This is a genomic window from Streptomyces sp. NPDC104106 (assembly GCF_055584345.1).
Genome location: NZ_JBVJMF010000005.1, coordinates 227,464 through 240,414, shown reverse-complemented (window position 1 = coordinate 240,414; position 12,951 = coordinate 227,464). Strand labels below are relative to the sequence as shown.

General features: G+C 72.5%; 15 protein-coding genes. 11 read left to right on the top strand and 4 right to left on the bottom strand.

What is annotated here, in order from left to right; all coding sequences use genetic code 11:
• The first annotated feature begins 138 nt into the window (after positions 1–138).
• The 4 genes from ACZ60X_RS14725 to ACZ60X_RS14710 all read left to right on the top strand — a co-directional run bounded on the left by ACZ60X_RS14725 (position 139) and on the right by ACZ60X_RS14710 (position 1,672).
• On the top strand, positions 139–459 hold the full coding sequence (locus ACZ60X_RS14725) for a hypothetical protein (RefSeq protein ID WP_469597941.1): 321 nt from the start codon (positions 139–141) through the stop codon (positions 457–459).
• A gap of 174 nt (positions 460–633) precedes the next feature.
• Positions 634–1,002 carry a WhiB family transcriptional regulator gene (locus ACZ60X_RS14720; RefSeq protein WP_023546912.1) on the top strand — a complete coding sequence of 123 codons (369 nt, stop codon included), beginning with the start codon at positions 634–636 and terminating at the stop codon, positions 1,000–1,002.
• Positions 999–1,322, top strand: coding sequence for a hypothetical protein (locus ACZ60X_RS14715; RefSeq protein ID WP_469597939.1), 324 nt, complete (start codon positions 999–1,001; stop codon positions 1,320–1,322). The genes ACZ60X_RS14720 and ACZ60X_RS14715 overlap by 4 nt, the downstream gene beginning before the upstream one ends.
• A gap of 137 nt (positions 1,323–1,459) precedes the next feature.
• The gene (locus tag ACZ60X_RS14710; protein ID WP_469597937.1) at positions 1,460–1,672 is read left to right on the top strand and encodes a hypothetical protein; all 213 of its coding nucleotides are present in this window, start codon (positions 1,460–1,462) and stop codon (positions 1,670–1,672) included.
• Between the two features lie 16 nt (positions 1,673–1,688).
• Here ACZ60X_RS14710 and ACZ60X_RS14705 read toward each other — a convergent pair whose 3' ends face one another.
• Both ACZ60X_RS14705 and ACZ60X_RS14700 read right to left on the bottom strand, forming a co-directional pair.
• Positions 1,689–3,077: an ABC1 kinase family protein gene (locus tag ACZ60X_RS14705; protein ID WP_469597935.1), complete on the bottom strand. Its 1,389-nt coding sequence runs from the start codon at positions 3,075–3,077 to the stop codon at positions 1,689–1,691.
• Positions 3,070–4,296: a TOMM precursor leader peptide-binding protein gene (locus ACZ60X_RS14700; protein WP_469597933.1), complete on the bottom strand. Its 1,227-nt coding sequence runs from the start codon at positions 4,294–4,296 to the stop codon at positions 3,070–3,072. Before ACZ60X_RS14700 ends, ACZ60X_RS14705 begins: the two co-directional genes overlap by 8 nt.
• A 365-nt stretch (positions 4,297–4,661) precedes the next feature.
• Here ACZ60X_RS14700 and ACZ60X_RS14695 point away from each other — a divergent pair, with 365 nt between their 5' ends.
• The 4 genes from ACZ60X_RS14695 to ACZ60X_RS14680 all read left to right on the top strand — a co-directional run bounded on the left by ACZ60X_RS14695 (position 4,662) and on the right by ACZ60X_RS14680 (position 8,653).
• On the top strand, positions 4,662–5,258 hold the full coding sequence (locus ACZ60X_RS14695; protein WP_469597931.1) for a M48 metallopeptidase family protein: 597 nt from the start codon (positions 4,662–4,664) through the stop codon (positions 5,256–5,258).
• Positions 5,259–5,405: 147 nt separating this feature from the next.
• Complete coding sequence (locus tag ACZ60X_RS14690) at positions 5,406–7,187, top strand: TerD family protein (RefSeq protein WP_469597928.1); 1,782 nt, start codon at positions 5,406–5,408, stop codon at positions 7,185–7,187.
• Between the two features lie 12 nt (positions 7,188–7,199).
• Complete coding sequence (locus ACZ60X_RS14685) at positions 7,200–7,880, top strand: AIM24 family protein (RefSeq protein WP_469597925.1); 681 nt, start codon at positions 7,200–7,202, stop codon at positions 7,878–7,880.
• A 17-nt stretch (positions 7,881–7,897) separates the two neighbouring features.
• Positions 7,898–8,653: an AIM24 family protein gene (locus ACZ60X_RS14680; RefSeq protein ID WP_469597923.1), complete on the top strand. Its 756-nt coding sequence runs from the start codon at positions 7,898–7,900 to the stop codon at positions 8,651–8,653.
• 44 nt (positions 8,654–8,697) lie between these two features.
• On the opposite strand, the gene ACZ60X_RS14675 is transcribed toward ACZ60X_RS14680, so the two are convergent.
• Together ACZ60X_RS14675 and ACZ60X_RS14670 are read right to left on the bottom strand one after the other, a co-directional pair.
• Entirely contained in the window at positions 8,698–9,219 is a 522-nt protein-coding gene (locus ACZ60X_RS14675) for an NUDIX hydrolase (RefSeq protein ID WP_469597920.1), read from the bottom strand.
• Positions 9,216–10,667, bottom strand: coding sequence for a zinc-dependent metalloprotease (locus tag ACZ60X_RS14670; protein WP_469597918.1), 1,452 nt, complete (start codon positions 10,665–10,667; stop codon positions 9,216–9,218). Before ACZ60X_RS14670 ends, ACZ60X_RS14675 begins: the two co-directional genes overlap by 4 nt.
• 192 nt (positions 10,668–10,859) lie before the next feature.
• Here ACZ60X_RS14670 and ACZ60X_RS14665 point away from each other — a divergent pair, with 192 nt between their 5' ends.
• The 3 genes from ACZ60X_RS14665 (at position 10,860) to ACZ60X_RS14655 (ending at position 12,902) form a co-directional block, all read left to right on the top strand.
• Positions 10,860–11,981: an SDR family oxidoreductase gene (locus ACZ60X_RS14665; RefSeq protein WP_469597915.1), complete on the top strand. Its 1,122-nt coding sequence runs from the start codon at positions 10,860–10,862 to the stop codon at positions 11,979–11,981.
• A 117-nt stretch (positions 11,982–12,098) separates the two neighbouring features.
• Positions 12,099–12,560: a molybdenum cofactor biosynthesis protein MoaE gene (locus ACZ60X_RS14660; RefSeq protein WP_469597913.1), complete on the top strand. Its 462-nt coding sequence runs from the start codon at positions 12,099–12,101 to the stop codon at positions 12,558–12,560.
• Positions 12,561–12,728: 168 nt separating this feature from the next.
• Complete coding sequence (locus ACZ60X_RS14655; protein ID WP_469597911.1) at positions 12,729–12,902, top strand: hypothetical protein; 174 nt, start codon at positions 12,729–12,731, stop codon at positions 12,900–12,902.
• Positions 12,903–12,951: the final 49 nt, after the last annotated feature.

Genomic DNA, 12,951 nt, shown 5'->3' with positions numbered 1-12,951 from the left:
GCGCATGCCCCAGCAATCCCCATAGGTTCTAGGCACGGAAGCAGCGGCCTTCTCGAAGGCCGCGCTCCGTGATGTACTTGCATATCCGAACGGGCCGGTTGACCCCGGTCCCTTAGACGCCGAGAGGAGGCGAGTCCAGTGATCAGCATCAACACCAGCACCACCAGCACGGCCAAACTGACCGATCGCTCGACCGTCTCCACGTGCATGCTCGGCGCCTCGAACCAGGGCACCGGTCTGTCCGGCATCCGTGCCGCCCGTCCGGCGTCCTCCCTCGCTCTCGCGGGTCTTCCCATCCGTGAGGGCAATGAGCGACCGACCAAGGCACTGGAAGCGGTAGCGGCACAGGCACATGCCTATGCCTTTGCGGCGGCCGGTGCCGGATTCCGGAAGCAGACGACGCAGCACCACCTGATGTGGGCCTTCCGTGGGCCAGAACCCTGGAGTGATCCAGCCTGATCGCCGATCAGGCCGGCGCCTTCAGGGCCGCGGAACCCCATCCGGGATCCGCGGCCCTTCTGTTTTCCCTCACGCGGGAAGACGGAGCCGAAGGGGCCTCGGGACAAGAAAAGAACCCGGTACCAGCCGACACCCGGTCAACCGGCCGGAACGACCAGACGAGGAAGACCAACCGTGCAACTCGAAGCGCACGCCCCGTCCGTACCGCCTTCGCAAACGATCCCCCCGCCCGGCCTCACGGAGGACTCCACCTTGACCCCCCTCACCGCGCTCACCGCGCTCGACGACGCCATCGAGAACCTCGGCGTACCCGTCCCCTGCCGCTCCTACGACCCGGAGGTCTTCTTCGCCGAGTCGCCGGCGGACGTGGAGTACGCCAAGTCCCTGTGCCGCACCTGCCCGCTGATCGAGGCCTGCCTCGCCGGGGCCAAGGAGCGGCGGGAGCCCTGGGGCGTCTGGGGCGGCGAGCTGTTCGTCCAGGGTGTCGTCGTCGCCCGGAAGCGGCCGCGTGGCCGCCCGCGGAAGAACCCGGTCACAGCATGAACATCGCAGGAACGATCGATCGCCCCCTCACGCACGACCCCAAGAAGCAGGCCCCGATGAAGCCGTCCACCAGCGAGCCCGCAGGCTCCGCGACCACAGACTTCCCCGCCACCGGCGCCACCGAGGCGCGCCAGAACAGGACCCGCGAGATGCAACTCATGCAAGAAGCCCTGGCTCGTGCGCATATGCACGAGCGCCTCCATGACGCCGGGAGAGAGCGCCGGGCCCTGCGCCTGGTGGTCGCCCAGCGGATGCAGCGCCGGGCCGAGCGCGCCTCGCTGCGCGCCCGCCGCGCGCTCGCCCAGGCCGTCATGCAGTAACGATCACACCCGAGAAGCGGTGGCCTCCCGGCCGAGGGAGGCGAAGACTTCCCCGCGGGGGCCGGTCCGGCCGAACGGACCGGCCCCCGCGGTGCGTTGTGCGCGCGATCGCCGGAGCCCGGAGTTATCGTCACCGGGTGACGAGTCTTCCCGGCGACGGTGATCAGGGCGGCTCCACTGCGGAGCGCCGCGTGCTCGTGTGCGCCCGCTGCGGCACCCCCGCCGACGGCTCCCCGCCGGCCACCTGGACCTGCTCCGTGGAGAACGGCATCCGCCAGTACTTCTGCGATGCCTGCTCCCGCGAGAACCTGAGAGCGATCGAGGGCCGGCTGGACTCGTCCTGGTGGTGATGCTCGCCGCCGTGGCTCACGCCTCCGCCGCCGGCTCCTCCTCCAGGCCGCCCTCCTCCAGGGCTTCCCGGGGCTCCTCGGCGAATCCCGGCAGCCACTGCTCCAGTTCCTCGCGCAACCGTACCGTCGCGCCCAGCTGGCACAGGACGCCGATCGTGCTGAGGGTCACCCGGTGGATCAGCAGGTAGGCGGGCGGCAGATTGAGCCGCTTGCCCAGCTGGTAGGCGGGGGAGCGGGGGTCGGCGATGCGGGCGGCCTGGCTGCGCATCCAGGCGCGGGTGAAGGTGAAGGCGTCGACCCGGGCCGGCTCGATGATCGGCAGCAGGTAGTCGAGCACGGCGTCGGGGTCCAGCTCTATGGACTCCTTGACGAAGCCTTCCTCGCAGAGCAGTTCGTAGACCGTCTCGGCCTCGCCGTCCAGCGTCATCCGGAGCGAGACACCGATCGGCGTCGGCAGGCCGCCGGGCAGCCGGTCGACCGTGCCGAAGTCCAGTACCCCGAGCCGCCAGTCGTCCTCGCCGGACGGGCCGCCGGGCAGCAGGCGGAAGTTCCCCGGATGCGGATCGGCGTGCAGCAGGCCGGTGCGGGCCGGGCCCGAGAAGAGGAAGCGGGCCAGGAGCTGGCCGGCCCGGTCCCGCTGCTCCTCGGTGCCGTGCGTGATGATCTCCGACAGGGGGATCCCGTCGATCCACTCCGTGACGAGAACCTGCTCGCACTGGTGCACCACCGCCGGAACGACCATGTCCGGATCGTCCGCGAACTCCTCCGCGTGCACCGTCTGGGCCTGGGCCTCCAGCGAGTAGTCCAGCTCCTCGGAGACGCGGTCCTTCAGCTCCGTGATCAGCGGCTTGATGTCCATGCCGGGGACGAGAGGGCCCAACAGGCGGGCAAATCGGCTCAGTTGGCCGAGGTCGGAGATCAGTGCCTCACCGGCGCCGGGATACTGCACCTTGACCGCCACCTCGCGGCCGTCGTGCCACACCGCCCGGTGCACCTGTCCGATGGAGGCCGCGGCCGCCGGCTTGTCCTCGAATTCCTCGAACAGCTCCCGCCAGTCCGGACCCAGCCGCTCCTCCAGCACGGCGTGCACCGTGCGGGTCGGCATCGGCGGTGCCGCCTCCTGGAGTTTGGTCAGGGCCGCGCGGTAGGGGCCGGCGACCTCCTCGGGCAGCGCGGACTCGAAGACGGACAGGGCCTGCCCGAATTTCATCGCACCGCCCTTCAGCTCGCCGAGCACCTTGAACAACTGTTCCGCGGTGCGCTGTTGCAGCTCGCGGCCGACGATCTCCGCGGACTCGCCCACGATCCGCTTGCCCAGCCCCCAGGTCGCCCGCCCGGCGAAGCCGAGCGGGAGCGCGGCGAGCTTGGCGGTCCGGGTGACCGCCTTCCGGGGAAGATCAGACATGCGCCCTCCAAGTCCCAGTCGGCCGCGCCGCGCCCGCTTCGCGACGTCGCTCCCTCGACGGCCGTTGCACCGCCATTGTCGCGCGCGGCCGGCCATTGGTTGAGGAGTACTCCCCCTCGGCTTCCTCCGCGGCCTTCCGTGCCGCGCCGCACCCGCAGGCCGGATGCGGCCGGACCGGCCGGGCGGACCAGGTCAGGCGGGGCAGGGACACCTCCCAGCGGGCCGCCGTGCCGGCTGGCGGGCGCTCGTCGAGGAAGGCGAGCGCGTGCGCCGCGGCCAGTCCGGCGACCGCCGTGGCCAGCGTCAGATCGCAGGCCCCGACCCGGCGGGACCGCGCGGAGCGCCACTGGGCGATCAGCTGCGGCCAGGCCGGATCCCGGTCCGTGCGGTCGAAGTGCAGACAGCGGGCGCAGCCGGTCTCCCCGGGCACGACCAGCGGGCCCACGACACCCGTGCCCTCCACGACACCGGCGTACAGATGGGGCGTTCCGCAGGCCATGAGGGGCTCCGCGGCGACCGGGTCCGGCGCGTGCACGCCCACGTCGTCCCGCGGGGTGAGGATCACCAGGCGGAGCCCGGAGTCCCGGGCACCCGATCCGGGGGAGTGCGCCGGGCGCGGCGGGCGGTGCGGTGCCGCGCGGCGGACGGCGGCCCGTGCCGCCGCCTCGCGGCGGTCGCCGACGGAGTCGGCGGACAGGCCACCCGGGGCCACGTCCCAGGGCTCCACACGTCCGGTGTCGCGCACGTCGATCTCGCCGACACCGGCGCCGGAGAGCACCGACGCCAGCACGGCGCCGACCCGTCCCGCGCCTTCCACCCGCACGCTGAGCGCGCGGCGGGCGGCGAGCCGGGCGAGCGCGGCGCCCGGTTCGGCGGTGGTCAGGGAGAGCGAGGTGAGGTCGGGGCGCAGCCGCTGCAGGACGTCGTCCTGCTCGCGCAGCGCGTCCGCGGCCGGGCCGCCGCCGCGCGCGTCGTCGACGAGGCCCGCGCGCGTGAGCTGCTCCAGCAGGGTGTCGACCCGGTCGGCGGGCAGGTCCATGCGGCGGCCCTCCTCGCGCAGCAACGGCAGCCCGCGCGTGCCGTTCAGCAGATCGAGGAAGCCGCGTGTCGCCGGGTCCACGGGTCCCAGCGTCTGCGCGTGCGCCGCGGTCATCCCGAACTGCATGGTGTCGCGATCACGCCAGCCGCGTCGCAGCGCGGGCTTCATCACCGGATGCATGACTGACCCCCGTATCGGTAGAGAGCATCCCTGGAACTTCCCGTCGGCCGTGGAGCCGGTCCCGCTCCGCCGACGCCTGCCAGCATGCCGTGCCGGTCCGCCCGGCGCCGCGAGTTATCCACAGGCTGGGGGTATTCGTCATACGAACCGGCCGGGCGAAGTCGGGTAAATCGGAAGCATTAAGCGTGTTGGACCGGTTGATCGGAGCCGGGCGAGCCGCTCCGTGACACCGGTCGGTGGAGGTCTGTCGACCGGATGGGTGGAACAGTCGTAGGAGTCATAGGAATCCCACGCATGGTGGTGGATCGGCATCGAACCGTCCCGGAGCCGGGACTTCGGCCGGGCCCACCGGGTAACGTCGGGGCGTGCCCGCCGACCCACTGCACCGCGCCGGAAAGCCACAGCGCAGCACGACGAGCCAGCCGCCCAGCGGCTCCAAGGCGAGCGCGATCGAGGTCCGCAGGAGCGCCCGGCGCCGCCGGACGGTCTCCGCGTACCGCGAGGGCGATCGCACCGTCGTCCTGATCCCCGCCCGGATGTCGAAGGCGGAGGAGCAGCGCTGGGTCACCGTCATGCTCGACAGACTCGCCGCCCAGGAGAGCAAACGGAACCTCGGCGACGCCGAGCTGGCCGAGCGCGCCGAGCGGCTGTCGGCGCAGTACTTCGACGGCCGCGCCCGCCCCGCCACCGTGCGCTGGGTCACCAACCAGAACACGCGCTGGGGTTCGTGCACCCCGGCGGAGGGCAGCATCCGGCTCTCGCACCGGCTCCAGGGGATGCCCGAGTACGTCATCGACTACGTCCTCTGCCACGAACTGGCCCATCTTCTGGTGCCGGGTCACGGCGCGGACTTCTGGCGGCTCCTGGAGGCCTACCCGCGCACCGAGCGGGCCCGCGGCTACCTCGAAGGGGTCGTGGCCGCCGAGCGGCTGCCGCACCTCCCCGGCGCGCGCGGGGAGTGAACCGGGCCCGTGCGCGCCCCCGGGCGGCCGTTGACGCACCTTTGGATGCGGTTGTGCAGCGGGTCCGTACCGTCCGCGCGCGTTGTCGGACTTTGCCGTTAGCCTGGCGCGACGCACTCACTTCCGGATGGGGGACGGTCGTCACGCATGGCCAGGGAATTCCAACGCGGCCACAAGGCCAGGATCAGTGACCTCACGGCGGGCACGGATCTGTACGTAGGCGTGCAGGTCTCCGCCCCCGGACTGACCTTCGACATCAGCTGCTTCGGTCTGGACGGCGACGAGCGTCTCTCGGACGACCGCTACTTCGTCTTCTTCAACCAGCCGAAGTCCCCTGAGGAGTCCCTCCAACTGCTGGGTGCCCAGGCGGGCGACACGGAGTCGTTCCGCATCACCCTGGACCGCGTCCCCCCGCACATCCGCAAGCTGTCCTTCACCGCGACCATCGACGGGGCCGGGCAGATGTCCCAGATCGCCCCCGGCTATCTGCGGATCGTGGCGGGCGGTGAGGAGGTCGCGCGGTACTCGTTCAGCGGCGCGGAGTTCTCCACCGAGCGGGCCGTGATGCTCGGTGACATCTACCTCAAGGACGTGTGGCGGTTCGCCGCCGTCGGACAGGGCTTCGACGGCGGACTGGAGGCGCTGCTGAGGAACTTCGGCGGCGAGGTGCTGGAGGAGGAGCAGGAGGCGCCCGCGGCCCCGCAACAGCCGCAGCCCGGCGCCGTCCCCGGCTTCGCGCCTCCCTCCCAGGCCACGGCCCCGCCCGCCTTCGCCGTTCCCTCCACGCCCGCGCCCGCGCCCGCATCCGCGCCCGTGTCCGCCCCGGCCCCCGCCCCCGCCGCTCAGGGCTTCACCCCGCCCGCCGGAAGCACGCCCCCGCAGGGCTTCGCCCCGCAACCCGGCCACGTCCCGCCCCCGGCTCCCGCTCCCGCGTCGAACGTGCACGCCGCGCCGACGCTCATCGCCCCGCTGGGCTCGCCCGGCGCCGGCACGGTCCCGCCGCCCGCGCCGGCCCCGGCTCCCGCCCACGCGCCCGCGCCGCACGGTCAGCAGCCCTACGGCCGGCCGTCGTACCCGTCGCAGCAGCCGCCGTACGGCGGGCAGCCGGGCGCGCCGCTGCCGCCGGGCTACGGCCGGCAGCCCGCCTACGGGGGACAGCCGGGCGCGCCCGTGCCCCCCGGCCACGGCGGGCAGCAGCCCCACGGGCAGGTCGTCCCCGGCCCGCAGGCGGCCGCTCACGCGGCGCCGCAGGGCGCCCCGCGGGGCGGTGCCGGGGTCACGGCAGCGCTGCAGATGTTCAAGGAGACGCCCACGGGCCAGCGCTGGACGCTCCAGAACAAGAAGCTCGTCCGGGTCGACCTCGGCATCGGCGGGCAGCCCGTGCTGGCCAAGCAGGGCAGCATGGTGCTCTACCAGGGCAAGGTCGACTTCGGTTACAAGGGCGCGGGCGTCATGGGCCGTATCGTCGGCAACGCCACCGGGCAGGAGATGCAGCTGATGCGCTGCACGGGCCAGGGCCAGGTGTTCCTCGCCGAGAACGCGACCTACCTGCACCCCGTCGAGTTGCAGGGCGACGCCATCTGCGTGTCCGCGGAGAACGTCCTCGCCTTCGACGAGGGCCTGCACCACGAGGTCCGCCGCATCGAGGGCCACGGCATCCCCGGCGGCGCGCTGTTCACCATGCAGTTCCACGGCACCGGCACGGTCGTCGTCAAGACGCACGGCACCCCCGTCGTCCTGCCGGTCACGCCGACCACCTTCGCCGACTGCAACGCCGTCGTCGCCTGGTCGGCCGCCTCCCAGGTGATCGTATCCAGCCAGGTCCGCATGCGCCGGGGCGCCTACCCGGGCGACACCGGCGAGAGCGTCAACCTCCAGTTCCGGGGCGCGCCCGGCAACTTCGTCGTCGTACAGCCCTACGAGGTCTAGAGGGAGCCCGTCATGAACCAGCCGCTCGCGGGCTTCGCCCCCGCACCCGTCACCGCCCGCATGGAGAACCACGGCCAGCACATGCTGAAGGTCGCCATGCAGACCGGAAACGACCTCCTCGCGCGCGTGGGCTCGATGGTCGCCTACGAAGGCTTCGTCAGTTACGAGCCCAACCCGCCCGCCGTCCGCCAGATCGCCCGCGACTGGATCACCGGCGAGGGGGCGCCCCTGATGAAGTGCTCCGGCGACGGACTGCTCTACCTCGCCGACTACGGCGCCAACGTCGTCGTGATCAACCTGGGCGGCGACGGGATTTCCGTCAACGCCACCAACCTCCTCGCCTTCGACGCGCACCTGAGCTGGGGCGTGGAGCGGGTCAAGGGCCTGGCCAAGTTCGCCGGCCAGGGGCTGTGGAACACGCGGATCACGGGACAGGGCTGGGTCGCGCTGACCTCCCGGGGCACGCCGATCGTCGTCGACTGCGGGGGCGGCGAGGACGAGACGTACGTCGACCCCGACGCGCTCGTCGCCTGGTCGCCGAACCTGAAGGTGCGCGGCAAGCGCAGCTTCAAGGCGCAGTCGCTGATCGGCCGGGGCAGCGGCGAGGCCTACCAGATGGCTTTCTCGGGCCAGGGCATCGTCGTCGTCCAGCCCAGCGAGGACAGCACCGACCGCCTCCGGATCCGGGGCTGAGGGGGAGTCACACCGTCATGCAGAGCCCGCTTTTCGCCCACAACGACCTCCAGACGCAGGAGCGCTGGAGCCTGCAGAACGCGCAGCTCCTCCGCGTCACGCTGCAGGGCCACGACGACATCCTCGCCCGCAAGGGCACGATGGTCGCCTACCAGGGGCTGATGGAGTTCGACGCCGAGTACCAGAGCAACAACCGGGCACGCGCGCGTGCGTACACCGGCGAAGGCCTGGACCTGATGCGCTGTCACGGGCAGGGCACCGTCTACCTCGCCAACCTCGCCCAGCACGTGCACATCATGGACGTCGAGCAGGAGGGGCTGACCGTCGACAGCTCCTACGTCCTCGCCATGGACTCCTCGCTGCACCACGAGGTCGTCGCCGTCGACAGCCTCTACGGCATCTCCGGCTCCGGGAAGTACCAGCTGAACATCACCGGGCACGGCAGGGTCGCCCTGATGACCTCGGGTGCGCCGCTGCTGATGCAGGTCACCCCCGACCGGTACGTCAACTGCGACGCGGACGCGATCGTCGCCTGGTCCGCCGGGCTGCGCGTGCAGCTGCAGGCCCAGACCCACTCCTCCGGCGTGTGGCGCCGGCGCGGCAGCACCGGTGAGGGCTGGGAGCTGAGCTTCATGGGCACCGGCTTCGCGCTCGTCCAGCCCAGTGAGCTGCTCCCGCCGCAGAACGCGGTGATCGGCTCGGGCCTCGCCGCCCAGTTCGGAATGGGACAGCAGGGGGCGCGGGGACAGAACCAGGGGAACGTCTGGAGCTAGCCTCCGGTCAGGGGCGACCGCCGATGCGGTCACCCCTCAGCCGGTCAGAGCCTGGCGCGGGTCGCGTCCAGCAGCCGTACGACAGACTCGTCCGCTACGTCGGCCACCTCGCCGTAGGCGAACCAGCGCAGGTCGAGGGACTCGTCGCTGATCGCCTGCACCGCTCCCGGCGGGGCCAGGACCGCGTACTGGACGTCGAAGTGGCGGTGGCACGGTGCCGGGATGGGATGGCGGTCCAGGCGGACCGGGCCGCCGGGCAGCAGCGTGAGCCCGGCGATGCCCGATTCCTCGGTCGCCTCCCGCAGTGCCGCGGCGGCAAGGGACACATCGCCCGGCTCGCAGTGGCCGCCCATCTGCAGCCACATCCGCAGCTTCTTGTGGAGCGTCAGCAGAACGCGTCCGCGCGCCGGGTCGACGACCAGGGCGCTCGCCGTGACATGGCCCGCGTGGCAGGCCTTCCACATGCCGTCCGGGTGGGCCGCCAGGTGGTCGAGGTAGGCCTGGCGCAGTTCCTCCTGGCCCTCGTACCCCTTCAGCACGAGGACCGCGTCGTCGTACAGGCTCACTCGGTGTCGTCGCCCTCGCCGTCGTCCTTCGTCGGGTCCGGCTTCTTGAGGTCCGGCTTCCCGGCGGAGCCGCCCGCCGCCTCGCCGAGCATCTTGTCCAGCTCCGAGAAGTCCAGCTGCTCGCGGTGCACGAAGCCGTCCGGGTCGTCCAGGTCGGTGGCCGTCGGCAGCATGTCCGGGTGGGCCCACAGGCCGTCGCGGCCGTCGACCCCGCGCGCGTCCGTGAGCGAGGCCCACAGCCGGGAGGCGTCGCGCAGGCGGCGCGGGCGCAGCTCCAGGCCGATCAGCGTCGCGAACGTCTGCTCCGCCGGGCCGCCGGTCGCACGGCGCCGGCGCAGGGTCTCGCGCAGGGCGTCGGCCGAGGCCAGACGCGGCTTCGCGGCCGCGTGCACCACCGCGTCCACCCAGCCCTCGACGAGCGCCAGAGCCGTCTCCAGACGGGCGAGGGCGGCCTTCTGCTCCGGGGTGTCCTCCGGCTGGAACATGCCCTGCTGGAGCGCGTCCTGCAGCTGCTCGGGGTTCTGCGGGTCGAACTGGCCGACCACGTCCTCCAGCTTGGCCGTGTCGACCTTGATGCCGCGCGCGTAGCCCTCGACCGCGCCGAACAGGTGCGAGCGCAGCCACGGCACGTGCGCGAACAGGCGCTGGTGGGCCGCCTCGCGCAGGGCCAGGTAGAGCCGCACCTCCTCCTGCGGCACGCTCAGGTCCTTGCCGAAGGCCTCGACGTTGGCCGGCAGCAGCGCGGCCTTGCCGGCCGGGCCCAGCGGCAGGCCGATGTCGGTGGAGCCGACGACCTCGCCCGCGAGCACGCCGACGGCCTGCCCGATCTGGGTGCCGAACATGGCGCCGCCCATCGAGCGCATCATGCCGATCAGCGGGCCCGCCATGGCCTGCATCTCCTCCGGCAGGACATCGCCCATGGCCGCCCCGACCCGCTCGGCGACCGGGTCGACCAGCTCCTGCCACGCCGGCAGCGTCGCCTCGACCCACTCCGCGCGGGACCACGCCACCGCCGAGGCGGAGCCCGACGGCAGGGACGTCACGTCGTCCAGCCACAGGTCGGCCAGGCGGACGGCCTCCTCGACCGCCTTGCGCTCGGCCGGGCCGACGCTCGCGTCCTTCGTGCCGTCCGGGGTGCCCTGGGCGACCGTCTGGCGGGCGATCTGCTTGGCCATGTCCCAGTTCACCGGGCCGCCCTCGTAGGAGAGCATCTGGCCCAGCTGCTGGAACGCCGCGCCCAGGTCGGTGGGGTTCATGGAGCCGAACATCGCTGCGAGCGGATTGTCGGCGCCGGGGCCGCCCAAGCCTCCGGCTCCGGGCAGGCCGCCGAAGCCGAACGGGTTGGCCGGTCCCTGCCCACCGCCGCCCTGCTGGTCCTTCTTCTTGCCCTCGTCGCCGTCCTCCGGCTCCTCCGGCGGAAGGCCGAAACCGAATGGGGTGTCACTCACGGGATTCCTCGGCTGGTAAGGCCACCGGTCTTCCTCCGGCGGCGCGGCTGCCCGACAACACCACCCAGCGTAGACACCCCGACCCGATCGGGCCTCGGTGCTTCGCCCACGGAAGGCCTGCGGCAGGATGGATGCACCTGGTACGTACGCGTCGTTCGCGCCCGTATGGAAGACAACCGCTGGAGACGCCTGGTGAGTTCCCCAGATCCGCAGGTTCGCGCAGCGCGAAACCGGTCAACCCCGTCCGCACCCCCCGCCGCGCGCGGCCCCGTCGTCGCGGTCACCGGTGCCGCCACCGGGGTCGGCGCCCTGCTCACCGAGCGGCTGGCCGCCTCCGGGGAGGTCAAGCAGGTCGTGGCCATCGACGAGCGGCGCGGGGAGTGCGCCGACGCCGACTGGCACATCCTGGACGTGCGCGACCCCGCCATCGCGGACAAGCTGCGCGGCGCCGACGTCGTCGTCCACCTCGCCCTCGACCTCGATCTGGAGACGGATCCGGCGGCGCGCACGGCTTACAACGTCCGGGGGACGCAGACCGTCCTCACGGCCGCTGCGGCCGCCGGAGTGCACCGGGTGGTGCTGTGCACCTCGGCGATGGTCTACGGCGCGCTGCCGGACAACGAGCTGCCGCTTTCGGAGGACGCCGAACTGCGCGCGACCGCCGAGGCCACCGGCGTCGGCGACCTGCTGGAGATCGAGCGGCTGGCCCGCCGGGCGCCGCGCGCGCACCCGGGGCTGAACGTCACCGTCGTCCGGCCCGCCGTGCTGGTCGGCGGGACGGACACCGCGCTGACCCGGTACTTCGAGTCGCCGCGGCTGCTCGTCGTCGCCGGGTCGCGGCCCGCGTGGCAGTTCTGCCATGTCGAGGACCTGTGCGGCGCGCTGGAGTACGCCGTGCTGGAGAAGGTCGAGGGGGAACTGGCCGTCGGCTGCGACGGGTGGCTGGAGCAGGAGGAGGTCGAGGAGCTGAGCGGGATCCGGCGGATGGAGCTGCCGTCGGCGGTCGCGCTCGGCGCCGCGGCCCGGCTGCACCGGATCGGGCTCACGCCGTCCCCGGCCGGGGACCTGGCGTACACGATGTATCCCTGGGTGGTCAGCGGAAGCCGGCTGCACGACGCCGGGTGGCGGCCGCGGTGGACCAACGAGGAGGTCCTGGCGGAGCTGCTGGAGGAGGTCTCCGGGCGGCACACGGTGGCCGGGCGGCGGCTGGGACGCAAGGACGCCACGGCCGCGGGTGCCGCGGGCGCGACGGTCGCGCTGCTGGGCGCCGCCGCTGTCGTACGGCGGGCCCGCAAGGCGCGCCGTCGCGTATGACGTACCCGGTTGCGGTGTTCCCCGCCGCCCTGTCGTAGGACTCACCAAACAGGCACGCGCGCGTGCCTGGTGAATCTCGTATTCCCCGTTGTCACAGCGTTGCGGCACCATGGGCACATGGCACACGCGAACGAGCACCCCGGTGAGCAGGCGGCGCAGGATCCCATCAGGCTGATCGGCGTCCGGGAGACCGCGCTCTCCCTGGACGAGGTGTTCCGCGCGGTCGGGGACGACGCGGCCGGCGGTCTCGCGCTGTTCGTGGGAACCGTGCGCAACCACGACGGGGGCGCCGACGTCGACGCGCTCGGGTACTCGTGCCACCCCAGTGCCGAGGCCGAGATGCGGCGGATCGCCGAGAAGGTCGTCGCCGAGTACCCGGTGCGGGCACTGGCCGCCGTGCACCGGGTCGGGGAGCTGAGGGTCGGGGATCTCGCCGTGGTCGTCGGCGTGTCCTGCCCGCACCGCGCGGAGGCGTTCGACGCCTGCCGCAAGCTGATCGACGACCTCAAGCACGAGGTGCCGATCTGGAAGCACCAGAGGTTCTCGGACGGTACCGAGGAGTGGGTGGGGGCCTGCTGACCCCTGAGGCGTCCCGTCGCGCCCTCGAGGCCCCGTCGGTGTCCGTCACCTGGAGCAACACCTGTCCCACCGGTTGCGTAACCGCCCCCCGCGCGTGAGCGTTGTCGGTGCGGATGGTTAATCTGCTGATCAGTCAGTTGCGGACGCTCTGAGCGTTGGGAGGTCGGCATGGGGGCGCTTGTCTGGCTGCTGATTCCGCTTCTGGCCGCGATCGGCGGCGGCCTCTGGGGCAGCTGGGCCAATCGGACCCGCAAGGTGCGCGGCGACGGGCCCGAGCTGGACGGATACGCGCGATTCCGCGCGGCGATGGAGAAGTCGCACTCGGGCGCGGGCGGTGGGTGAGGGGGGTGCCCTGACGGGCCGCTGACACAGGCGTCACGTACTGTCGTGC